Here is a 23731-nt window from a genome sequence, read left to right on the forward strand (position 1 = left end):
CTTCTCTCCTTTACGCCGGTGCGCGTTGCGCTAACCACTGGCGTAACTGTTTTTTATCGACCTTACCCACCGGCGTCAGCGGCAGCGCGTCCACGCACTCCACGCGATCCGGCAGTTTGAACTCGGCAACGCCCTGCTCGCGCAGAAAGCGGCGGACAGCTACCGCGCGCAGCGGCGTTTTCACCACCAGGTAAGCGCAGCTTTTTTCGCCCAGCAGGCTGTCTTCCATGCTGACCAGCGCAGCGTGGATCACCGACTCATGGCGCAGCAGCAGGTTTTCGATCTCCTCGGCGGCAATCTTCTCGCCGCCGCGGTTGATCTGATCTTTTTCGCGCCCCTGCACGGTGATATAGCCCTGCTCGTCTACCGAAATCAGATCGCCGGAGCAGTAAAAACCGTTTTCATCAAAGGCGCTGGCATTGTGTTCCGGGCTGTTAAAGTAGCCGCGAAAGGTGTACGGGCCGCGCGTCATCAGGCGGCCAACATGGCCTGGCGGCAACAGATTGCCGTTTTCATCCGCCACCCACACTTCATCATCCGGGCACATCGGGCGGCCTTGCGTGTTGATAATGCGATCAAAGGGATCGTCCAGACGGGTGTAGTTCACCAGCCCTTCCGCCATGCCAAATACCTGCTGCAACTGGCAGCCGATCTCCGCAGGAATACGCGCCGCAAGCGTTGCCGATAACCGCGCGCCACCGACCTGCAACAGCCGCAGCGAGGCGAGTTGCGCATTGCTGCCCCACTCGGCAATCGCCTGTAACCACAGGCTTACCGCCGGCGGCACCAGCGCGGTAACGTTAATCTGGTGTTTTTCAATCAGCGGGAAGCAGAGCGTGGCACTCGGATCGGCAGCCAGCACCACGCAGCCTTCGGCGTGGAAAACGCCAAGCGCGCCGGGTGAACTCAATGGGTAGTTGTGCGCCGCCGGCAGCGCGCAGAGGTAACGGGTTTGCGCGTTAAATCCGCAGATCTCGTTACTGCGCACAATGCTGTAGTAGTAATCATTGTGCGTGCGCGGGATAAGTTTTGGCGTGCCGGTGCTGCCGCCAGAAAGCTGGAAAAACGCCACTTCATCGGCGGGCGTTGGCGTGGCGATAAAATTATCTGCCGGGCGGGCAATGGCGTTTTCCAGCGCCTGCTCGCCACTGTCACCGCGCAGCAGCACAGTGCGCACCGACGGGTGCTGTGCAACAAACGCGGTGAGGAAATGGTCATTCTCAAATAGCGTATGCGCGCGATCGGCAATCAGCAGCGCCGGCGCGATTTGCGCGGCATACGCGTTCAATTCGCTGCGCTGATGGCTGAACAGCGCGTTGACTGGCACCACGCCGATTTTCAGCAGCGCGAAGAAAACAATGTAGAACTCGCTGACGTTGCCCAGTTGCACCAGCGCGGTTTCCCCGCGCTTGATGCCCTGCGCCTGTAACGCCGAGGCCAAATTGTCTCCGGCAGCGTTGAGCTGGCGGTAGCTCAAGCGGCGTTCGCCCTCGATCACCGCCGTGGCGTCACTGCGCGCGTGGCGGGCCAAAATATCGGTCAGTGGTAAATCCTGCCAGTAGCCCTTTTCACGGTAACGATCTGCAAACTCGTGCGGCCAGCGGGTAAAAGGAATGGTCATGGTTGATCCTCAGTGCAAACCAAATGCGTTCAGCATGGTGGTCAGCTTGACGCCGGTTTCGCGCCACTCGGAAAGCGGCGAAGAGGCCGGAACAATCCCGGCACCGGCGAACAGACGAACGCGGTTATCGTGAAGCCGCGCGCAGCGAATAGTGACCACCCACTCGCCGTTACCCTCGGCGTCGCACCAGCCAACGATGCCGCCAAACAGCTCACGGTTGAAGGGCTCCAGCTCGGCAATCACCTGTTTCGCTACCTGGTGCGGGAAGCCGCTCAGCGCGGGCGTCGGGTGCAGCAGGCAGGCCAGCGTCAGCGCGTTCTCCCCGGCTAATGCGGTGCCGGTGATCGGCGTGGCCAGGTGCCATAAAGTGGGGGTAGTGACCAGTTGCGGTGATTCCGGCAATGTCAGGGTTTGGCTGCGCGGTTGCAGCACGTTTTTCATCGCCTGCGTCACCAGTTCGTGTTCGTGCCGGTCTTTTTCCGAAGCCAGCAGCTTGTTGCCCGCTTCGCGGTCAAGAATGTCGTCCGGCTGACGGCGAGCGGAACCGGCTAACGGCAGAGAACTGAAGTGCTCCTGCTCTTTACGCAGCAACAATTCCGGGCTTGCGCCCAACAGCACGCCGCCATCCGGCAACGGAACGTGGAAGTTGAAACTGGCCGGGTTCTGGGCGATCAGGCGTTCTAACAGCACTCCGCTGTCGATACGGCTGTCGGTGGTTAACTCAATCAGACGCGAGAGTACCACTTTGTCGACTTCCGGCGTGGCGGTGCGGGCGGCGGCGTTCGCCACCATCTGCATAAACGTCTCCTGCGGCGGGATCGCCTGCTGCGCCGTGACGTTCGGCATCGCGCCACTTGTAAAATAGCGCGCGGATCGCTGTTTCTCCGGGCGGGAGAAAGTTTGCCAGGTGTGCGGGATAAACAGCGCAGACGGCTGCGTGGTATCGAACGGGATCGCCCCTACCATCACCGGGCGGGTAATGCCCTGCGCTTTCGCATCGGCAAAGGCTTGCGCCAGCTTTTGCTGGAAAGCGCTGTCAGGCGCATCGCCGCCCACGGCAGGCTCGCAGAAACGCGCCACGCACCCGGAAGTTGTGAAACTGCGGTACGGCGACATAAAGAAAAACTGATCTGCGGCCAGCGTATTCACAGACTGCCGGGTTTCCTCAGCCAGGGACGTATCCATATCATTCTCCAACAATGATAAATGAACTAATAATGATTATCATTTGTGTTTTGTCGCAGTAAGATAAAAAGTTATGCCCCGCTCTGTCAACAGCAGATTCGTCGCCCGCAGCGCTAATGCTTGCATCTGCTTCATCCAACGATGAAAATGAGAAGCATTAACCTCAACAAAAACAGGATACGCATTGTGAGATTCTCTTTATGGAGCCGTAAGCCCTTAGTGTTTTTGAGCTTTTTTGTTTTAGGACTAACCTCAGCCACCGCCGCCGACTGGCCTCGCCAGATAACCGACAGCCACGGAGCACACGCCCTTACCAGCAAGCCGTTGCGCATTGTTTCCACCAGCGTGACGCTCACCGGTTCGCTACTGGCGATTGACGCGCCGGTTATCGCCAGCGGCGCAACCACGCTAAATAACCGTTTCGCCGACGAACAGGGCTTTCTGCGCCAGTGGGGCGATATCGCCAAACAGCGCAATGTCGCGCGTCTCTACATCGGTGAAGCCAACGCTGAAGCCGTTGCCGCGCAGATGCCGGATTTAATCCTGATCAGCGCCACCGGCGGCGACTCCGCGTTGCCGCTGTATGATCAGCTATCGACCATCGCTCCGACGCTTATCATCAACTACGACGACAAAAGCTGGCAGGCGCTGTTAACGCAGCTTGGCGAAATCACCGGTCACGAAAAAGAGGCAGCGGCGCGTATCAGCCAGTTCAATCAACAGCTTGCTGACGTTAAAGCCCGCATGAAACTGCCACCTCAGCCGGTCACCGCGCTGGTTTATACCCCGGCGGCGCACGGCGCGAATCTATGGACTGAAGAGTCCGCGCAGGGAAAATTGATGCAGCAACTGGGCTTTACCCTCGCGCCGTTACCGGCGAATCTGCACACCAGCCAGAGCCAGGGGAAACGTCATGACATCGTTCAATTGGGCGGAGAGAACCTGGCCGCCGGGCTGAATGGCGAAGCGCTGTTCCTGTTTGCCAGCGACCAGAAAGACGCGGATGCACTCGGCCAGAACTCATTACTGGCGCACCTGCCCGCGGTGCAAAACCACCGCGTGTACGCGCTGGGTGCGGAAACGTTCCGCCTTGATTACTACAGCGCCACCCGCGTGTTGCAACGCTTGTCGGCGCTGTTTGGTTAATCAGGCTTCCGCGGCGGGCTGCACCTGGCGAAAACGCCGCAGCTCGCCGAGCGCCATCACCAGCAACACACCCACTATCGCCAGCACAAAACCGCTGATGCTCGCCGACGAAACCGGCGTCATCATCGACGCCATCGCGCCAAGCAGCGCCGCGCCAATGGCGTCGCCCGTGACGTTTTGCGCCGTCCATAAGCCGTTAATTCGCCCGAGCATCGCTTCCGGAGTTTGCGTTTGCAGCAGCGTGTATTGCAGCAGCGAACTCACCGCCGTCAGCCAGCCGCACAGCGCCAGAAACAGCACGCCCAGCGCCCAGACGGGCATCAGGCTGAATAAACCGATGGCGATAAACGCGCCAACGGACGCCAGCAGCATAATCACGCCGGGGCGTTCGCTGTGCGCCAGTTTGCCGCTGGTTAACGCGCCAATGGCCGCACCGAGCGGCAGCGCGGCATACAGCAAGCCAATTTCGGCCGCCGACATATTCCAGCTTATCGCCAGCGCCGGGTAGAGTACGCGCACCGCGCTTGCCATCGTCAATAGCCCGCCAAGTAGCGCGATGCCGCCAATCAACGGGTTATGCAGTAAAAATTGCAGGGCGGTAAGGAGCGATTTCAGCGGGTGCTCGCGCGGTTGTGGCGGTGGTGGTAATGCAGGCAGGCTCAGTAATGGCAACAAGGTGATAAACGTGCCTGCCGCCGCCAGCCCGTAGTTCCACGCCACGCCGCCGGTCGCCAGCAGCAAACCGCCGCACATTGGCGAAATAACGGAACCCAGCCGCACCGTCAGCATGGTAATGGCGCCAGCATGCATCAGGTTTTCACGCCCGACCAGCGCCGGTGTCGCCGCCAGCAGCGCCGTTACGCCCAGCGCGCCGAAAAAACCATCCCACAAACCGAGCAGATAAATTGCCAGCAGCGAAGGCTCCGGCAACAACGCATTCAGATACAGGCCGATAAAACCGACGCCGCAGGTGGAACGCGCCAGCAGAATCAGTTTTTTGCGCTCAAATCGATCCGCCAGAACCCCGCCACACATCAGACCGACGAACATGGCGCTACCGGTCAGCGTAACGGCAAGGCCAACTTGCCAGCTGGAGTGGGTCATCGTCTGGATTTGTACCGGCACCGCTACGCCCAACAAGCCCAGCGAGAGAATTGAGATAAAACGCGCCAGAAATACCGCGCGAAAAGCCGGATGCGTACGCAGCAGACTCAGGTTCAACAGCCAGGATTGTTGCTTCATTCCAATGCCTTAAATACACACTTTCTATGTCCATTCGCAGGCTGCGCATGGTAACATATCAAAACAAGATCGATAACGATAATTAATATCATTATCAAATTTGGGACGTTTTATGTCGTGTTCTGCTTTCCCGGCGCGCCCCGTTGCCCTCGCCGGGTTATTGATATTGTTGGCTGTCGCCGTTGCACTCAGCCTGTTTGTTGGCGCAAAACCTCTGCCCGCTTCGGTCGTCATTGACGCCCTGACTGGCGTCTGCCAGAGCGCGGACTGCACCATCATCAACGATGCCCGCTTGCCGCGTACGCTGGCAGGTTTACTCGCGGGCGGTGCGCTGGGCATTGCCGGTGCGTTAATGCAAACCCTCACGCGAAATCCGCTCGCTGATCCTGGCTTGCTCGGCGTTAACGCCGGTGCCAGCTTCGCCATTGTGCTCGGCGCGGCGCTACTGGGCGCGGTCACGCCCGTCGAACAACTACTGCTTGCCTTTTGCGGCGCGCTGGCGGCGTCGCTGCTGGTCGCTTTTACCGGCAGCCAGGGTGGTGGGCAACTCAGCCCGGTTCGCCTGACGCTGGCGGGCGTGGCGCTGGCGGCGGTGCTGGAAGGATTATCCAGCGGTATTTCATTGCTTAACGCCGACGTTTATGACCAGTTGCGCTTCTGGCAGGCCGGTTCGCTCGATATCCGCACCCTGCAAACGCTAAAAATTGTTCTGATCCCGGTGCTGCTGGCTGCGCTCATGGCATTGATGCTGAGCCGCGCGCTTAATAGCCTGAGCCTCGGCAGCGACACCGCCACGGCGCTGGGCAGCCGTGTGGCGCGCACGCAGTTGCTCGGTTTAGTGGTGATCACGGTGCTGTGCGGCAGCGCGACGGCGGTTGTCGGCCCGATTGCCTTTATCGGCCTGATGATGCCACACATGGCGCGCTGGCTGGTGGGCGCGGATCACCGCTGGTCGCTGCCGGTCACGTTGATTGCCACCCCAGCCCTGCTGTTGTTTGCCGATATCATTGGTCGCCTGCTGGTGCCGGGCGAACTGCGGGTTTCCGTGGTCAGTGCCTTTATCGGCGCGCCGGTGTTGATTGTGCTGGTGCGCCGCGCGCGCGGAGGCGGCTTATGATGGCGCCCTCCCGCCGCCTGCTCGGCAGTTGCTTGCTCATGGTTATTGCCGCGTTGCTTTTAGCTACCTGGGGTTTACGCAGCGGTTCGGTGACGCTGGCGTTTTCACAGGTGCTTGACGTGCTCACCGGCGACGCGCCGCGTGCCATGCAACTGGTGGTGATGGAGTGGCGCTTGCCGCGCGTGCTGATGGCGCTACTGGTGGGCGCTGCGCTTGGCGTGAGCGGCGCGATTTTCCAGTCGCTGATGCGTAACCCACTCGGCAGCCCGGATGTGATGGGCTTTAACACCGGCGCGTGGAGCGGCGTGCTGGTAGCGATGGTGCTGTTTGGCCAGCATCTGGCCGCTATCGCACTGGCGGCGATGGTCGGCGGTATGCTCACTTCGCTGGTGGTCTGGCTACTGGCCTGGCGTAACGGCATTGAGACATTCCGCTTGATCATCGTCGGTATTGGCGTGCGCGCAATGCTGGTGGCGTTTAATACCTGGCTGTTGCTGCATGCCTCGCTGGAAACCGCGCTCTCCGCCGGGCTGTGGAACGCCGGGTCGCTCAATGGCCTGACCTGGGCGAAAACCGTCCCTTCCGCACCGATCATGCTGGTGATGTTTCTTTTTGCCGCGCTGCTGGCACGCCGGATGCGGCTGCTGGAAATGGGCGATGACAGCGCCTGCGCGCTTGGCGTTAGCATAGAACGTTCACGCCTGATGCTCATGCTGGTAGCCGTCGCACTCACCGCCGCCGCAACCGCGCTGGCGGGGCCGATTTCGTTTATTGCGCTGGTCGCGCCGCATATCGCCCGTCGGGTTAGCGCCACTGCGCGCTGGGGGTTAACCCAGTCCGCACTGTGCGGCGCGGTGTTGTTGTTGTTGGCAGACATGATTGCCCAGCGAGGTTTTACGCCTTACCAGTTGCCGGTCGGCGTGGTGACCGTCAGCCTCGGCGGTATTTACCTTATCGCCTTGTTAATTCAGGAGTCTCGTAAGAAATGACCGATTCATCTGCCCGTTTGCGCGGCGAAACGCTTACCCTTGGCTACGGCAAAAAAGTGGTTGCCGAACGCTTAAGCGTGGCGATCCCCGACGGCCATTTCACCGCCATTATCGGCCCTAACGGCTGCGGGAAATCCACCTTACTGCGCACGCTGAGCCGCCTGATAACGCCCGCGCAGGGCCATGTTTATCTTGATGGCGAGCAGATCCAGCGCTATGCCAGCAAAGAGGTGGCACGCCGCATAGGGTTGCTTGCGCAAAACGCCACCACGCCCGGCGATATCACCGTGCAGGAACTGGTCGCTCGCGGGCGCTATCCACACCAGCCGCTGTTCACCCGCTGGCGCAAAAAGGATGACGACGCCGTGCAACGCGCGATGCGGGCCACCGGGGTGGAAAGCCTGGCTACGCAGAGTGTCGATACGCTCTCTGGCGGGCAGCGTCAGCGGGCATGGATTGCTATGGTGCTGGCGCAAGAGACGGCGATCATGCTGCTTGATGAGCCAACAACCTGGCTGGATATCAGCTATCAAATCGACTTGCTGGAACTGTTAAGTGAGCTGAACCGCGAACAGGGCTATACGCTGGCGGCGGTGCTACATGATTTGAATCAGGCTTGCCGCTACGCCACCCATCTGATTGCGCTGCGCGACGGTAAAATCGTGGCGCAGGGCGCGCCAAAAGAGATTGTGACCGCAGATCTGATTGAGGCGGTGTATGGCATGCGCTGCATGATCATTGACGATCCCATCGCCCATACCCCGCTGGTGGTGCCGCTCGGGCGTAGCGGCAGGTAAATGCATTGCGGGGTGGTGTTTACCCGATATTTATTATGGCGACGATTTTGTTCCGTTCACCCGCTATTTTCTGGTTTCAGCGGTTCTCCGCGCAAAACAGGATAAAGGGGCGTGCGCGCCCCTTATAAACGCTGAGACACCTATTCTCCCAACACTTCCCTTAGCACCGGGCCAATACGCTCAAACGCCTGCGGCGAGATAATCTCCACGTGAGCGCAATCCTGACGGTAAACCTCCAGTTCGCGAACCCACGGTGCCCAGGCGGTGTGCGGATCGGTGCCTGCGGGTAACGTGCGTTCGGCGACAAACAGCGTGGCTTTCCCGTCAAATGGCAGGCTGTGGGCGGTGGTCAGCAAGCGAACCGCATCGACATAGTTGCCCTCGATAACGGAGAACAGCTCACCGGAGGCTTGCCCCTGCTGCGCGGCGAGAAACGCCTGCCGCTCACGGTCAATCTCTGCCAGCACTTCTGGATCCAGGCCGTTCGCCTCTTTCTCGGCCCAGTTTTGCGTTTCCGGCGGCCAGGTATCGAGCAGCCCGAGGAACGCCACGGCCTCACCCCGCTGCCGCAGACGCGCAGCGATGCCCTGTGCCAGCGTTCCACCGAGCGAATACCCCAACAGGTAATATGGCCCGTGCGGCTGCTGCGCCAGCAGCGTCGCCAGATGTTGCTCACAAGCCTCATCTAACGTGGCGGCCTGTTGCAACGGCCCATCCGGTCGTGGTGACTGAATACCGATGATCGACCAGCGCGGCGCAAGGTGACGGGCGAGCACGCTAAACTGCCAGGCAAAACCGGACGCCGGATGGAAGCAAAACAGGGTTGGACCGTCGCTCTCGCGCAGAGGCAGCAACGTTTCCAGCCCAAGCCGCCCGGTCTGTTCCGCCGAAAGCGTTTGTTCGAGCGACGCGGCGAGTTTTTCTACCGTGGAAGCCACCATGATTTGTCCGGGCGTAACCTGTCGTTCGCACTCGCGGCTCAGTTGCGCCGCCAGCCGCATTGCCAGCAACGAATGCCCGCCGAGCGCGAAGAAATCCGCCTGCGCGTCGTTCACTTCGCACCCGAGCAAACCGGAAAATGCCTGCGCGATCAGCGTTTCCATACCGGCGTTGAGCGGGCGGCCACCCGGCTGCACCGCCAGTTCCGGCAGCGGCAACGCTTTTCTGTCGAGCTTACCGTTGGCGCTCAGCGGCAGCACGTCCAGTTGCACCAGCAACACCGGCACCATATGCGGCGGCAATTGCTCACGCAGTTGCGCCAGTAGCACCGTCGCATCCAGCGGCTGCCCGGAGGCTGAAACCACATAACCGACTAACTGGCGCGCATCGCCGCCGCTGGTAGCAGCCTGATTGAAGACACAGGCATGTGCCACCGCCTGAGCCACGTCTGGCAGCGCCAGCATGGCACGATCAATTTCGCCTAACTCAATGCGCTGACCGCGAATTTTCAACTGGTCATCGCTGCGCCCGAGGTATTCAACCGCGCCATTTTCCAGCCAGCGCGCAACATCGCCGGTGCGATACATCCGTTCGCCTGCGGCAAAGGGATCGGCGATAAAACGGCTGGCGGTGAGATCCGGGCGGCCAAGATAGCCCTGCGCCAACTGGATGCCGGTGAGATAGAGATCGCCCGTCACGCCCGGCGGTACCGGGCGCATCATTGCGTCCAGAATGCGCAGCCCGGTGTTCCATACCGGAAAACCAATCGGCACGCTGTTGCCGCGCACACCCGCCAGCGCGTCACCATGTGCCGGATACCAGCTTACGTCGACAGCCGCTTCCGTCGGGCCGTATAAATTATGCAGCGGCGCGCCGGTCAGCTGCTGCCACTCGCGACAGAGATCGGCAGGCAGCGCTTCGCCACTGCAGAACACCTGTTTTAGCGTGCGGCAACTGCGCTGCGCGCTTTCCGGTGTGAGCGAGGCGACAAACGCGGCCAACATCGACGGCACAAAGTGCGTGGTGGTCACGCCGTAATGGGTAAAGAAGTCCTGCAACGCTTGTGGATCGCGATGTGCTTCCGGTTCTGCCATTACCAACTTTGCCCCGGCGATAAACGGCCACCAGAACTCCCACACCGACACGTCAAAACTGCACGGCGTTTTCTGCGCCACCACATCCTGCGCGGTGAGCGGATAACTCTCTTGCATCCACAGCAGTCGGTTGACGATGGCGGTTTGCCCGACCATCACCCCTTTTGGTCGCCCGGTGGAGCCTGAAGTGAAGATGATGTACGCGGTATGCTCCGCACGTGCCAGATTGAGCGCGTCGCTGCCGTGGGTTTCCAGCGGAGCTTCGAAGCAGAAATGGCGAAGCGCGGGAATATCGGCAAAGCGCGCCAGTTGGTTCTGCGCGGTGATCAGCAATCGCGGTTTGGCATCTTCGAGCATCATTTTCAGCCGCTCATCCGGGTAACCGGTATCCAGCGGCAGCCAGGCGGCACCCGCTTCGACAATGCCGTGTAGCGCCAGCGTCAGGAACACTGAGCGCGGCAGTGCCACCGCCACGCTGTCACCGGGCTGTACGCCAAACTGGCGAAGCTGGTGCGCCAGCGCCACAACCTGCTCGCGCATTTCGCGGTAGCTAAATTGCCACTGCGCATCCGCCAGCGCGGGTGCATCCGGCGTTTTCGCTGCCTGCGCGGCAACCAACGCGCTTAAGGTGGTAGTCGGCAGCGCCTTGCCGGTATCGTTAATGTCTGCCAGCCGCTGTGCTTCGGGCGATAAGAGCAACTCAGCATCGCCGCAGCGCAGATGTGGATTTTCGGCAAACTGCGTGAGCAGATGCGCCAGCCGCCCGACGTGCGTTTTTAAGGTGGATTCATCATAACGGCTGCGGTTCGCCAGCACTTCCAGCGACAACCCGCCCTCTTCGTGCGGGAACAGGGCGATTTCCAGATCGTTGACTGGCCCGGTCGCCAGCGTGTGCGTGGTGCCTTTAATGCCGTCAACATCCAGCAGGTAATCAAACATTTTGACGTTAAACACCGGGCCGAACAGCGGCTCATCACCCGCCGCACGTCCGGCGTCGCGCACAATTTGCTCGGCGTCATAACGCTGGTGACGACGCATCGCTTTCAGGCTGCCTGCAAGCGTCGTTGCCAGCGCGGAGAGCGTTTGGGTGCCATCCAGATGAATGCCCAGCGGCAGCACGTTGAGTACCGGCCCGGTGGCGGTTAACGCCGCCGAACCCATGCGGCGCATAAAGATAAACCCGGCGGTATAATCGGTGCGTCCGCACAGCCGACCAAGCCACAGTGCGGCCAGCGCCAGCGCCAGATCGGCGGGTGAATTGTGGCTAAAAGCCTGGGTTACGCGGCGAAATGCCCCGGCATCCATCGCCACGTTGAGGCGTAAAATATCGGTTGTTGCCGCACGCCCCGGCAATGGCGTATCGGAAAGCGAAACCGGCGAGGGCAACGCGCTGCGCTGCTGTGCCCAAAAAGCGCGGTCGCGCTGCCAGGCATCGCTTTCACGGTAGCGCTGGTACTCTTCCACCACCCCGGCAAACGGCGTAAAGGGCGATGTCGGTGTTGCCTCACCGCGCCGCCATGCGCTATAAATGGCAGCAATCTGGCGGGTAATGGCCGGAAAACTGAAGCCATCAACCAGTAAATGGTGATAACGCTGATACCAGTACCAGTGCTGCTCGCCCACGCGTAACAATTGGTGGCAAACCAGCGGATTGCCGCTCTCCACGCGCAGGTTTTGCGCCAGGTCGGCCTGCATTATCTGTAATGCAGTAGCGTGCGGTTCGCGGCTATCACGCAGATCGACGATTTCCGGCAGGGCAAAAACAGGTGCCTCGTCGACCCACTGCCACACCTCGCCGTTTTCTTCCTCAAAGCGCATACGCAGTGTATCGGCCTGCGACAAACCGCTGGCAATCGCTTGTGCCAGCAGCGCGGCGTCAATATCACCTTTCAGTTCGACATAGTGCGCCACGCTCCAGGCGTTGGGCAACGTGGAGAGTTTTTCCGCCATCCAGATCCCCGGCTGTGCGGCGACCAGCGGTAAACGTTGGGTCATTTTCCGCTCCTCATTGCGCATGGTGCGCCGGGGTCAATGTTTGCCAGTTTGCCGCCAGCCAAGCGTTGCAGGCATCCTGCGGTTGCGGCTCGCACACCACGTTCCAGCCTGCGGGAAGCGCGCACTGCGCGGGCCACAGGCTGAACTGCCGCCGGGTATTTTGCAGAATATAAAATTGCCCTTGCGGGTTATCGAAGGGGTTGGTGAATTCCATAGCAAACTCCTGTCGTAGAAAGGTGCGATTAACGGGCGCGGGTAAGCGGCTGCCAGAGGGTGATAAGCCCGGAGGTCAGCCCGCCGCGCCAGCAAAGCGCATCGTGTCCGCCGTCAACCTGACGCCAGAAAACCGGCTGCTGTGTGCGTTGTAACAGGGAAAAAAGCGCCTCGTTGGCGCGAAAAATAAGCGGTTCGCGCCCCCCGGCCTCCAGCACAATGCGCAGGCCTTGCGGGTTCAACTCGCCGTTTTTAAGGTGTTCGATAATGATGCCGTCACGCTCGCCGCCGCGATGCGGCCACCAGAACGATCCGGACTGGCTCAACACGCAGCCAAACCGCTGCGGCCAGTGCAGCGCGGCATACAGTGACGACAGGCCGCCAAAACTCTGCCCGGCCACCACGGTGCGATCCGCGCTGTCGCTGAATGGCGCGATGGCACGGACCTGCGGTAATAACTCGTCTTGTACCGCCAGCCAGAAATCGGCATTGCACGGCAACTCCTGGCTGCGGTGGGTGTTATCAATCACATCAATTAGCACGTATACCGCGTCAGGCAGTTGCCCGGCGTTTGTCAGGGTAGCCAGCGCGGGCCATACCGGCATGCTTTGCGCCCAAAACTGCCCGTCGAGCAGGATCGCCAGCGGGCGTTCAGCGCTATCGCTATTGCCGGTGGTGTAAACCCAGACGCGGCGCGTGTTGTTCAGGCGCGCGCTGCGCCATTGCAGGCGCTGCGGTTCGTTGAATGGCGTATCCGTTTCGCGCCAGCCCGGCTGTAACGGCGCATCGGGCATTTCCAGCGCCGAAACGGGATGGCCGCGCCCGCCGCGCCAGCTTTGCGGATTGAGCGGATCGGCAATTGCGCGCGGCAATAGTTTTCGCCAGCCTTCGCGCAGCGCGGTGCGATCCGGCGGCGTAATCGTGAAAACGTCGGCGGAAAAATCGTCGCTGTTTTGCGAAGGAATCAAGCAGTAGCTGCCGCGCCAGCTGGCAGCAAGCGTGGTTTTCCAGCACCAGACATCGGTTCCGGCAATGCGCGTCAGCGATTGTGGCGTCGATTTTTGATGGTGATCGGTCACGCCGGTAATGTAGATCCACACCCGGCGCACGCGCGAGGTGGCTTCTGTCCCGGCAGGATCGCGCCACCAGAACGTGACCTCATAATTTCCCTGCGCGTCTTTGACCCATTCGGGCCCCTGTTTTGACTCCCACCAGGCATCACTTCCCGTTGTTGACGTCACGGCTTTAACCTCAAATATGCTGTGGAAATTTTTGCTTGCAGATCAAAAAATATCGATAATATTATTGATAACTATTTTCATTTGCAATAGCGTATTGGCGCGCTGTGGGAAGCGCGTCTTTCACTTAAAACGGCCGCCGTGGGCGAATTTTCTCAGGAGTGAGCGCCTCGCTACGTGCTGGCTTCATCATGCCGCCTCCTCTCCCCCTGGGAAAGGACTTGCCGGGGATGCGGCGACGAAATGCAGGTAAAAAATGAATAACAAAATCAAATCCCTGGCCGTTCTGGTCAATCTGGGGATCTACGGCGTTGCTGTGCCAGCGTTGGCGGCAGAAACCCGCGCCACCTCTGGCGAAGAGACGATTGTTGTCACGGCGGAGCAGCAAAACTTGCAGGCACCGGGCGTTTCCACCATCACGGCAGACGAAATTCGTAAGAACCCGCCTTCCCGTGATGTCTCCGAAATTATCCGTACCATGCCGGGCGTGAACTTAACCGGTAACGCCACCAGCGGTCAGCGCGGGAACAATCGCCAGATCGACATTCGCGGCATGGGCCCGGAAAACACCCTGATTCTGGTGGATGGGAAACCGGTCACCAGCCGTAACTCCGTGCGTCTTGGCTGGCGCGGTGAGCGCGATAGCCGTGGCGATACCAACTGGGTGCCGCCGGAAATGATCGAGCGTATCGAAGTGATTCGCGGCCCGGCGGCGGCGCGTTACGGTAACGGCGCGGCAGGCGGCGTGGTGAATATCATCACCAAAAAAGAGAATACTGACGAATGGCACGGCTCGTGGAATACCTATTTCAACGCGCCGGAACACAAAGATGAAGGTTCAACCAAACGCACCAACTTCAGCCTGAGTGGCCCGCTCGGCGACGATGTTAGCTTCCGTCTTTACGGCAACCTGGCCAAAACCCAGGCCGACGCACAGGACATCAACAAAGATCACCAGTCCGAACGCACCGGCACTTACGCCAACACCGTCGTTGCCGGGCGTGAAGGTTCGATCAACAAAGACATTACCGGCGTTGTGCGCTGGGATTTTGCGCCGATGCAGGCGCTGGAGTTGCAGGCCGGTTACAGCCGCCAGGGCAACCTCTACGCGGGTGATACGCAGAACACCAATAACGACAGCACCACCAATAACTACGTCAATGATAACTATGGCAAAGAGACCAACCGTCTTTATCGCCAGAACTACTCGGCGACCTGGACAGGTGGCTGGGATAACGGCGTTACCACCAACAACTGGGTGCGTTATGAACACACGCGTAACTCGCGCATCCCGGAGGGGCTGGCGGGCGGTACGGAAGGCCTGTTCAACGCGCAAAAATTCTCTGATATCGACTACAGCGATCTGCTGCTGCACAGCGAAGCAAGCGTACCGTTTGAGCTACTGTTCAAGCAGAACCTGACGCTCGGCGCCGAGTGGGATCACCAGAGCATGAAAGATTCCACCTCGAATACCCAGACCTTTATGGGCGGCAATATCCCGGGTTACAGCAGCACCGGCCGTAGCCCCTATTCCGATGCGGATATCTTCTCGGTGTTTGCCGAAGACAACATTGAGCTGACCGACAGCACCATGCTGACCCCGGCGCTGCGCTTTGATCACCACACGATTGTTGGCAACAACTGGAGCCCGTCGCTGAACTTGTCGCAGGGGCTGGGCGATGATTTCACCCTGAAAATGGGCATCGCCCGCGCGTACAAAGCACCGAGCCTGTATCAGACCAACCCGAACTACATTCTCTACAGCCGTGGTCAGGGTTGCTACGCGGTCACCGTGGATGCTAACGGCAGAGATATCGGCTGTTATCTGCAAGGTAACGACGATCTGAAAGCGGAAACCAGCATCAACAAAGAGATTGGTCTGGAGTTCAAACGTGACGGCTGGCTGGCGGGTGTCACCTGGTTCCGTAACGACTACCGCAACAAGATTGAGTCAGGCTACTCACCGGTTGGGCAAACCTCTATCAAGAGCGGCAATTCAAACCTGAACACCTATATCTACCAGTGGGATAATGTGCCGAAAGCGGTGGTGGAAGGGTTAGAAGGTGCGTTGAATGTGCCGGTAAGCGAGACGGTAAGCTGGACCAACAATGTCACCTACATGCTGCAAAGCAAAAACAAAACCACCGGTGAGCGGCTGTCGATCATTCCTGAATACACCTGGAACTCGACGCTGAGCTGGCAGGTTACTCAGGATGTTTCGCTGCAATCCACCTTTACCTGGTACGGTAAACAGCAGCCGAAGAAATATGACTACAAAGGTAACCGCGTGACCGGTTCCGCCACCAACGAAGTGAGCCCGTACAGCATCGTTGGCCTGAGTGGCACCTGGGACGTGACCAAAAACGTCAGCCTGACGGGCGGTGTCAGCAACGTGTTTGATAAACGTCACTGGCGTGAAGGTAACGCCCAGACCACCGGCGGCGGAGCAAACTGGATGTACGGCGCGGGTGCCGCAACGTATAACGAGTCGGGCCGCACCTGGTATATGGGGGTAAATACCCGCTTCTAACCGCTATCCGCCCTCTCCCCCGCCGGAAGATCCCCCGCTTCCCCACGGGGAGAAGGGCACTTACGTTATCAAGCGATGGCAAAATGAAAACGGCACGCCACCCGAAACGGTGCGCGTGCCGGATTTATCTATTGCCCGGACAATGCCGCCGGGCAGGGTTTATCAGAACGCTTCCCAGTCATGTTCCGGCGCTTTGCTGCCGCCTGCAAGCGCAGGTCGGCGCAAGGCTTTCCCCGCTTTTGGCGCAGCCGCTGACGGTTTGCCGGTAGCCCCCTGCTCTGCATCGCCCGGCAGTTTAAACACCGAGACAATTTCCGTTAACTGGAACGCTTGATGCTCCAGCGAAGCGGAAGTGGCGGAAGATTCTTCCACCAGCGCGGCGTTCTGCTGCGTGACGCTGTCCATCTGCGAAATCGCCGTGCCGACCTGACTAATCCCTTTGCTCTGCTCAATAGACGCCGAGGCGATCTCGCCCATGATATCCGTCACGCTGGTGACCGAACGCAAAATGTTATCCATCGATTCGCTGGTCAGCGTCACCTGGTCAAAACCGTTGTTGACGTTGGTGACCGACTCATCGATCAGCACTTTGATCTCTTTCGCGGCTCCAGCGCTTCGCTGCGCCAGGTTTCGCACTTCGCTGGCGACCACCGCGAAACCACGCCCCTGTTCACCGGCTCGCGCCGCTTCAACGGCGGCGTTGAGCGCCAGGATATTGGTCTGGAATGCAATGCTATCGATGACGTTAATGATGTCGGTGATTTTCTGCGAACTGTTGGTGATATTTTTCATGCTGGCGATGACCGCCTGCACGCGCTCTTCCCCTGTGTTCACGGCGGCTGACGCCACGTGTGCAAGGTTGCTGGCTTCGCTGGCGTTGTCGGCGTTCTGTTTGACCACCGCGCTCAGCTCTTCCATGCTGGCGGCGGTTTGCGTCAGCGCGGCGGCTTGTTCTTCTGTGCGAGAAGAGAGATCGGTATTACCGGACGCAATTTCGCTCGCCCCCTGGTAAATTTCACCCGCGCTGTTACGGATCTGCGTAACGGTGTTCACCCAGTTGTTCTGCATAGTTTCCAGATAGGGAATCAGTTGCCCCACTTCGTTGTTGCCCAGATCTTTTGTCGGCTTATCCAGCTTGCCCACCGACAACACCTGCAGATGTTGCTTAACCCACTCCAGCGAGCGCGCCAGGCACAGCGCCAGGTAGCGCTCGGACATCACCAGCATCGCCAGGCCAATGATCATGGCGATGATAATGATGGCGCGCGTCAGCGAAACCCAACTGGCAATACGCGCGTTAGCGGCGGATTTCAGATCGTGAATTTGCTGGTTATACGCGACAATCGCCTGTGAGAATCCGCTGCGCAGCGGGCTGAACTGCGCTTTCGACAACTGGTTATAACTCTCGGCATTGTCGGCTTTAACGGCGGCGAACATCGGCGTAATGGCCTGATTAAACAGGTTCAACGAGCTGTTATAGATATTATCGATGGCCTCGGTGCTGATATTCGCATGATCGGTCACTTTGAACTGATTCAGACCGTTTTGCAGAAAATCGATATCTTTGCCGATACGATCGAGGGTTTGCTGGTAATTTTGCGTATCGTTATTGGCCTGGAAAACCAGCGCGCGGTCCATCAGCAGTTTGACCTGGTAGTAGCGATCGCTGGCGTTGTTGATGATGTCGCCGTTAATTTGCTGAACGTTGGTGAGTTCCACTTCATCGGTTAAGGCGCTCAACGCATGCAACGAATAAAACGAGACACCGCCCCAGAGCAAAGTGAAAATGACCAGGATCGCCAGCATCGCGACCTTGATTTTTAGATTTCGAATAAAGTGCATAAAAACCCCGGTAAATAGTTGTGAAATAACGTTTTAAAGCAGCGATCTCCTCGCTGTCATAAACCCCATCGGCTAAGTTTCCGGGTTAATTAAGAATAAAAAGAAGTAAGGCAATAACCTTTCTATTGAAATGGTGATAACACGTAGTTTACCGTGGCTTAACTTTTTAAACGGAGGTAAAGCGATAATTTGGCAGGCGTTTACATCGGTAAAAGATGTCGTGTTGCGTGGCGCGCAGAAGGGGTAAGCGAGGGCATCGGCGGATACCGATGCCATGTTTATTAAGGTGATAAAGGAGCAAAGAAGGCGCTGAGTTTTTGTTTTTGCCTGCCCTGCTCGTCAAAATTACTGGCCGCCAGCCAGGCGGAAATCGCCGCGTCGCGCTGCGGCCATTCGCTATCCAGCATCGATAAATAGTCGGTATCGCGGTTGCGTCCTTTGCGCACCATGTGCTGGCGGAAACGCCCTTCCCAGCTAAAGCCGAGACGTTCGGCGGCGCGGCGGGAAGCGACGTTGAGCACATCACATTTCCACTCCACCCGGCGGTAACCACAAGCAAAAGCGTGACGCAGCATCAGCCAGATGGCTTCCGTTCCCAGCACGCTATTTTTCATGCGCGGTGACCAGGTGACGTGGCCGATTTCCACCGAGCCATTTTGTGTGTTGATGGCAAGCCAGGCGACAACGCCGAGCGCCTCACCGCTGGCACACGCCACCACGGCGAAAGGCGCGATGGTGGTGTCGATCATTTTTCCCACCACCCACTGCGCCATGCTGTCCACGGTTTGTGGGCGCTCACCCGCCAGCCATGTCCAGTCGCTCTCGTTTTCCGCCTGAGAATACGCGCACAGAAGATCGTGCGTGTGTACCCTGGCGTCAAGCGGTTCCAGCCGACAGTATTGTCCGTGCAACACGCTGCGCGGCAGCGGCTGGACGCCGTGCCAGTGCGGCAACCTGTCACCGACGGTTTGACCATAATGATTCAATTCCGGCACTTTTTTCTCCCAGGCAAAAAAGTTAAATAGAAAAAGAGAGTTTTAGCAGCAGTTAAGGCCGGAATATAGTGCCTAAAATTGGGGGGTAAGTGGAGAAAAATCTCTTTGAAATCAGAGGACTGACCAGATTTGGCATCAGAATAGTCTGATGCCTTTACACTTACTGACCAAAGTGGCCAAATTGAGCCAAAACCTGGTCAAAAATGGCCATTCCCTGCTGGACTTCTTTCGCGCTCATTATGCAAGGTGGCACCACATGAATGCGGTTTTCGACAACAAAAGTTAACATTCCGGCTCCGGTTAGCGCCGCCTTGATCGCAGCCATCTCTGTCGCGGCTAAAGGCGTTTTGGTTTTGCGGTTGCTCACCAGCTCCAGCGCCTGGAACATGCCGCGCCCACGAACCTCGCCAATCAGCGGATGTTTTGCTGCCAGTGCCTCCAGCGCAGGGCGCAGAACGCCGTTGCCGACCTCGGCTGCATTCTGCACCACGTTCTCCTCTTTCATCGCATCAAGCGTGGCGACAATCGCCGCCATCGCCAGCGGATGCCCGGAGTACGTCAGCCCACCGGCGAAGAAGTGGTCGTCAAAGTAGTGCGCAATCGGCGCGGAAATCAGCACACCGCCCGCCGGCACATAGCCCGCATTCACCCCTTTGGCAAAGGTGACCAGATCCGGCACGATGCCATCCTGTTCGAAAGCAAACCAGCTACCGGTACGGCCAAAACCGGCCATCACTTCATCAAGGATCAGCACAATGCCGAACTCATCAGCCAGCGCGCGCACGCCTTGCATATACCCGGCTGGCGGCACCAGAATGCCGGCTGTGCCAGGAATAGACTCCAGCAGGATCGCCGCAATCGACGACGGCCCTTCACACTCAATCATGCGCCGCAGATGCGCCAGCGCGCGCGCGCACTCTTCGGCTTCACTGGTGGCATTAAATTCGCTGCGATACAGGTACGGGTTAAAGAAGTGAACATGCCCACGCGAATATTCATTTGGCACACGCCGCCAGTCGCCGGTCGCCGCAATGGCGCTGCCGGTGTTGCCGTGATAAGAGCGATAGGCAGAGAAAATTTTGTCACGCCCGGTGTACAACCGTGCCATGCGAATGGCGTTTTCGTTGGCATCCGCCCCGGCGTTGGTGAAAAAGACTTTGCTGAAGCCTTCCGGCGCCAGCTCAACAATGCGTTTTGCCGCTTCGCCGCGCGCCAGGTTGGCGGTGGCCGGGGCAATGGTTACCAGCGTTTCCAGTTGCGCTTTCATCGCCGCCAGCACGCGCGGGTGTTGATAACCAATATTGACGTTCACTAACTGGCTGCTGAAATCGAGGTAGCGGTTACCGTCGTAATCCCACAGCTCGCAGCCTTGCGCCCCGGCAATCACCATCGGGTTGAGGTTGCCCTGCATCGACCATGAATGAAACACATATGACCGGTCCAGTTGACGCACGTCGTCGTTCGTTATCGCCATCTCGTTGTGAAGTGCCAGTTTCATGCCAGATCCTCTCATGCCGTTGTTGTTGTCTGCATCATGCTGCGCGCCATAAAGAGGCGGGTAGAGCCAGTCGGCTTCGCGGGATGTGACACCCGTGTCACACGTCAGTGGCGTAACTGGCACTGTCTGGCAGGCGTGAGGATTTTTATAGTGGCGCAATAACCCTGCACAGGAGAAGAGAACAATGGCAGCAAGAAACGTGGTGTTCATTACCGGCGCGACATCCGGATTTGGCGAAGCGGCGGCGCAGGTTTTTGCCGATGCCGGATGGGCGCTGGTATTGAGCGGGCGTCGGCTTACGCGTCTGGAAAACCTAAAAGAACGCCTGCATGGCAAGGTGCCGGTACACATTATTGAACTCGATGTCCGCGATAACGCCGCGGTAAAAAAAGCGGTGGCCGAACTGCCTACAGAATTTGCCGATATCACGACGCTTATCAATAACGCCGGGCTGGCGCTCGCCCCCCAGCCCGCCCAGAAAGTGGAGTTGCAGGACTGGCAAACAATGATCGACACCAATGTCACCGGGCTGGTAAATGTGACACACGCGCTGCTACCCACGCTAATTGCACACGGCGCGGGGGCATCGATTATCAATATTGGCTCTATCGCCGGGCAGTGGCCCTACCCTGGCAGCCATGTGTATGGCGCGACAAAAGCCTTTGTGAAGCAGTTTAGCTACAATCTGCGCTGCGATTTACTGGGAACGGGCGTGCGGGTAACCGATCTTGCGCCGGGAATTGCCGAAACGGAATTTACCCTCGTACGCACCAAAGGCGACAAGGCGGCGTCTGATAATTTGTATCGCGGTACAACGCCGCTCAGCGCGCAGGATATTGCCGGGCAGATGTTCTACATCGCCACCCTGCCGGATCATATGAATATTAACCGTGTAGAAGTGATGCCGGTGCGCCAGGCCTGGCAGCCGTTTGCCATCGACCGGGATTAAACCTGAGTTGTACTGAGCCACAAAATAAAACGCCCCGGCATAAATGCCGGGGCCTGCTTTTATTCTTTTTTCCTGGGTGTTTAATCGTTTTACCCCGCCCGGCGCTTATCTCCGGCACTCACTCTTTTAGGTGGCGTTAGCTCTTTATGGGGTGAGACCACAATAGTCCATCGGAATGTTCTTAACAATAGCCCTTTCGTTGCAATTTTCTGTTTTTTGATGCTGGTCATAATTTGCCGGATCTTCGCGCAACCCCGCGTGACGGCGGTCACTTGTCAGCAAGGGATGACAATTTGCGTGCCGAAAAAAACAGACGAAGCGTGACGCGTATCGCGATGCGAGCGCAAAATTGATGATTTTTTCGCCGCCATTGTCGATAAAAGAGGCAATGCGTTATGATTGCGCCATTCGGAATTTGACTTAAATCCTTCAGACGTTTACAAAAGATACTGCCTTCCTTAAGTCCGACTTGCGTCTTTCCTGTTTTCGTCCAGGCTTCCATTTTACCCTGCGTAAAAATGGCGCGGATTGACCGGTTCAGATTTGCGTTTTACCGACTATTTTAAGATTTGCAGGCATCTGTAAGTGGAGTATCGCATGTTCTCTTTTGTCGCCCGGCAGGCGATTTTTGATGCAAATATGAACACAGTCGGTTACGAGTTGTTGTTCAGAGACAGTATGACGAACCGGTTTCCCGACGTTACGCCGGAGTACGCCACTGCCCAAATTATTGTCGAACAGTTTCTCGGCGCGCCGCTGGGCCGCCTGAAAGAGTACAGCGCGATCTTCGTTAACTTCCCCTATGAACTGCTGGTGCAGGGAATGGCGGAAACCTTGCCAAAAGATCGCGTGATTGTGGAAATCCTCGAAACCGCCAAACCCACGCCTCAGTTGCTCAACACGGTAAAAAAACTCTCTGCGCAAGGTTTTCGCATCGCACTCGATGACTTCGCGTTAGGCGACACCTGGAACGCCTTTTTACCTTATATCAGCATCATCAAATTCGATGTGCGGGAAAATACGCCCGACGAAATAAGCGGCTATATCAATGACAAAGCCCATTTGCTGAATGACACGATATTTCTTGCCGAAAAGGTGGAAACCCAGGAAGAGTACGAGTGTTTTCGCAATATGGGCTGCACGCTGTTTCAGGGGCATTTTTTCAGCAAGCCGGTGATCCATTCAGCCAATAAACTGTTTCAGAATCAGGAAATCACCTTAAAACTGATGAAAGAGGTGAATGCCGATTCGCCGGATTTTGGCCGAATCGAAGCCCTGCTGAAACAGGATCTGGCGCTGTCGTTTAAGATCATGCGCTATGCACAAAATATTGTCTTCAACGCGCGCGGGATTAAAAACTTCCGCAGCCAGTCGTTAAAGGACGTAATTTTTTACCTTGGCACCAACGAGTTACGCCGCTTTGTGCTGGTTTCCTGCCTGACCTCGGTCAACAAAGTAAAGACTGACGACATTTACTACCAGAGCCTGATCCGCGCCAAATTTTGCGAGCTGGCCTCGGCGCACTCCATCAGCCGTCACTCCGCCGATGACGCGTTTATCGTCGGTCTGTTTTCACAGCTCGACAGCATTTTTGAAATGCCGATGGCAGATTTGTTAAGCCAGATTGATATCTCCGCCAGTGTAATGATGGCGCTAAAAGAGCAAAAAGGGCCGCTCTACCCTTATCTGCAACTGATTGAGCTGTACGAAAATCACAACTGGGAAGAGGTCAGCGCGCTCGGCCATCGGCTGGGTTTTAACCGCAGCATGGTGGCGGAATTGATTAAAGCCGCCACCAAATGGACCAACGCTATCCCGTCAGACGTCAGCTGATCATTTCAGTTTTTGCGCCAGACAGCCGATTTAATCAGTAGGGTGTATGTACACCGCTGCTTTGGTTCACTCGGCTGATCACTGGACGCGCATCATGGAAAAGTTAACGGTATATGGATATCGCCTCGGTAACGAATATCAGGTGGAATTCGTGCCTTATAAGCAAAGTCTGACAACCTGCGCGATCCGCGGTAGCTGCACCTATTTACGTAACACCATGAGTAACCTGCTGACCTACCTGCTGGCGCACGCCGTGGGGAATATTGTGGCCGACAAAACGCTGCAGATTCAGGTATGGGAAAATAATGGATTAAGTTGTTCAAGCCAGCGGCTGTGGCAAGTGATGAACAACCTGAAGCGTAAACTGGCGGTATTCGGTTTGCCCGATGATTTTATTCTGCGCGTAGCCGGGAAAGGCTATCTTATTCCGCCGGAAAAGGTGCTGACGCTTTATTGCCGGGAGACGTTTTTTCAGCAACACCTCGCGGTTGATTATCCCATTCTGTAA

The 23731-nt window shown here is 57.9% G+C and carries 17 protein-coding genes; 8 read left to right on the top strand and 9 right to left on the bottom strand.

Features of this window, described 5'->3' with window-relative positions; genetic code table 11:
* Positions 1–10 precede the first annotated feature (10 nt).
* Both entE and entC read right to left on the bottom strand, forming a co-directional pair.
* Positions 11–1621 carry a (2,3-dihydroxybenzoyl)adenylate synthase EntE gene (gene entE, locus M8Q36_RS23800; RefSeq protein ID WP_249882603.1) on the bottom strand — a complete coding sequence of 537 codons (1611 nt, stop codon included), beginning with the start codon at positions 1619–1621 and terminating at the stop codon, positions 11–13.
* Between the two features lie 9 nt (positions 1622–1630).
* Positions 1631–2806: an isochorismate synthase EntC gene (entC, locus tag M8Q36_RS23805; RefSeq protein ID WP_249882604.1), complete on the bottom strand. Its 1176-nt coding sequence runs from the start codon at positions 2804–2806 to the stop codon at positions 1631–1633.
* A gap of 186 nt (positions 2807–2992) precedes the next feature.
* Here entC and fepB point away from each other — a divergent pair, with 186 nt between their 5' ends.
* On the top strand, positions 2993–3952 hold the full coding sequence (fepB, locus tag M8Q36_RS23810) for a Fe2+-enterobactin ABC transporter substrate-binding protein (protein WP_249882605.1): 960 nt from the start codon (positions 2993–2995) through the stop codon (positions 3950–3952).
* Here fepB and entS read toward each other — a convergent pair whose 3' ends face one another.
* The gene (gene entS / locus M8Q36_RS23815) at positions 3953–5194 is read right to left on the bottom strand and encodes an enterobactin transporter EntS (RefSeq protein WP_249882606.1); all 1242 of its coding nucleotides are present in this window, start codon (positions 5192–5194) and stop codon (positions 3953–3955) included.
* Between the two features lie 112 nt (positions 5195–5306).
* On the opposite strand from entS, the gene fepD reads away from it, so the two are divergent.
* Genes fepD through fepC form a run of 3 tightly spaced genes read left to right on the top strand, consistent with a single transcriptional unit; the run spans position 5307 to position 8097 of the window.
* On the top strand, positions 5307–6311 hold the full coding sequence (gene fepD / locus M8Q36_RS23820) for a Fe(3+)-siderophore ABC transporter permease (protein WP_249882607.1): 1005 nt from the start codon (positions 5307–5309) through the stop codon (positions 6309–6311).
* Complete coding sequence (fepG, locus tag M8Q36_RS23825) at positions 6308–7300, top strand: iron-enterobactin ABC transporter permease (RefSeq protein ID WP_249882608.1); 993 nt, start codon at positions 6308–6310, stop codon at positions 7298–7300. Before fepD ends, fepG begins: the two co-directional genes overlap by 4 nt.
* Positions 7297–8097 carry an iron-enterobactin ABC transporter ATP-binding protein gene (fepC, locus tag M8Q36_RS23830; RefSeq protein ID WP_249882609.1) on the top strand — a complete coding sequence of 267 codons (801 nt, stop codon included), beginning with the start codon at positions 7297–7299 and terminating at the stop codon, positions 8095–8097. The genes fepG and fepC overlap by 4 nt, the downstream gene beginning before the upstream one ends.
* A gap of 140 nt (positions 8098–8237) precedes the next feature.
* Here the strand turns inward: fepC and entF are convergent, their stop codons facing one another.
* From entF to fes, 3 genes are read right to left on the bottom strand one after another with little or no spacing between them, the layout of a single operon-like run.
* Positions 8238–12125, bottom strand: a complete 3888-nt coding sequence (gene entF, locus M8Q36_RS23835) for an enterobactin non-ribosomal peptide synthetase EntF (RefSeq protein WP_249882610.1) — start codon at positions 12123–12125, stop codon at positions 8238–8240.
* Positions 12126–12135: 10 nt separating this feature from the next.
* Positions 12136–12339: an MbtH family protein gene (locus M8Q36_RS23840; RefSeq protein ID WP_249882611.1), complete on the bottom strand. Its 204-nt coding sequence runs from the start codon at positions 12337–12339 to the stop codon at positions 12136–12138.
* Between the two features lie 28 nt (positions 12340–12367).
* Positions 12368–13579: an enterochelin esterase gene (fes, locus tag M8Q36_RS23845; protein WP_249882612.1), complete on the bottom strand. Its 1212-nt coding sequence runs from the start codon at positions 13577–13579 to the stop codon at positions 12368–12370.
* A gap of 253 nt (positions 13580–13832) precedes the next feature.
* On the opposite strand from fes, the gene M8Q36_RS23850 reads away from it, so the two are divergent.
* Entirely contained in the window at positions 13833–16106 is a 2274-nt protein-coding gene (locus M8Q36_RS23850; RefSeq protein WP_249882613.1) for a TonB-dependent siderophore receptor, read from the top strand.
* A 162-nt stretch (positions 16107–16268) separates the two neighbouring features.
* Here M8Q36_RS23850 and M8Q36_RS23855 read toward each other — a convergent pair whose 3' ends face one another.
* The 3 genes from M8Q36_RS23855 to M8Q36_RS23865 all read right to left on the bottom strand — a co-directional run bounded on the left by M8Q36_RS23855 (position 16269) and on the right by M8Q36_RS23865 (position 20441).
* Complete coding sequence (locus tag M8Q36_RS23855) at positions 16269–17948, bottom strand: methyl-accepting chemotaxis protein (RefSeq protein ID WP_249882614.1); 1680 nt, start codon at positions 17946–17948, stop codon at positions 16269–16271.
* Positions 17949–18229: 281 nt separating this feature from the next.
* The gene (locus M8Q36_RS23860; protein ID WP_249882615.1) at positions 18230–18943 is read right to left on the bottom strand and encodes a GNAT family N-acetyltransferase; all 714 of its coding nucleotides are present in this window, start codon (positions 18941–18943) and stop codon (positions 18230–18232) included.
* A gap of 160 nt (positions 18944–19103) precedes the next feature.
* The gene (locus M8Q36_RS23865; RefSeq protein WP_249882846.1) at positions 19104–20441 is read right to left on the bottom strand and encodes an aspartate aminotransferase family protein; all 1338 of its coding nucleotides are present in this window, start codon (positions 20439–20441) and stop codon (positions 19104–19106) included.
* A 184-nt stretch (positions 20442–20625) separates the two neighbouring features.
* Between M8Q36_RS23865 and M8Q36_RS23870 the strand changes: the two genes are divergently transcribed.
* The 3 genes from M8Q36_RS23870 (at position 20626) to M8Q36_RS23880 (ending at position 23731) form a co-directional block, all read left to right on the top strand.
* Entirely contained in the window at positions 20626–21390 is a 765-nt protein-coding gene (locus M8Q36_RS23870; RefSeq protein WP_249882616.1) for an SDR family NAD(P)-dependent oxidoreductase, read from the top strand.
* A 597-nt stretch (positions 21391–21987) separates the two neighbouring features.
* Positions 21988–23223, top strand: a complete 1236-nt coding sequence (locus M8Q36_RS23875; RefSeq protein ID WP_249882617.1) for an EAL and HDOD domain-containing protein — start codon at positions 21988–21990, stop codon at positions 23221–23223.
* A 94-nt stretch (positions 23224–23317) separates the two neighbouring features.
* Positions 23318–23731, top strand: a complete 414-nt coding sequence (locus tag M8Q36_RS23880; RefSeq protein ID WP_065370639.1) for a winged helix-turn-helix domain-containing protein — start codon at positions 23318–23320, stop codon at positions 23729–23731.

Origin of the sequence: Kosakonia sp. R1.Fl (genome assembly GCF_023516815.1) — a bacterium.
In the GTDB taxonomy this organism is placed as follows: Bacteria; Pseudomonadota; Gammaproteobacteria; order Enterobacterales; family Enterobacteriaceae; genus Kosakonia.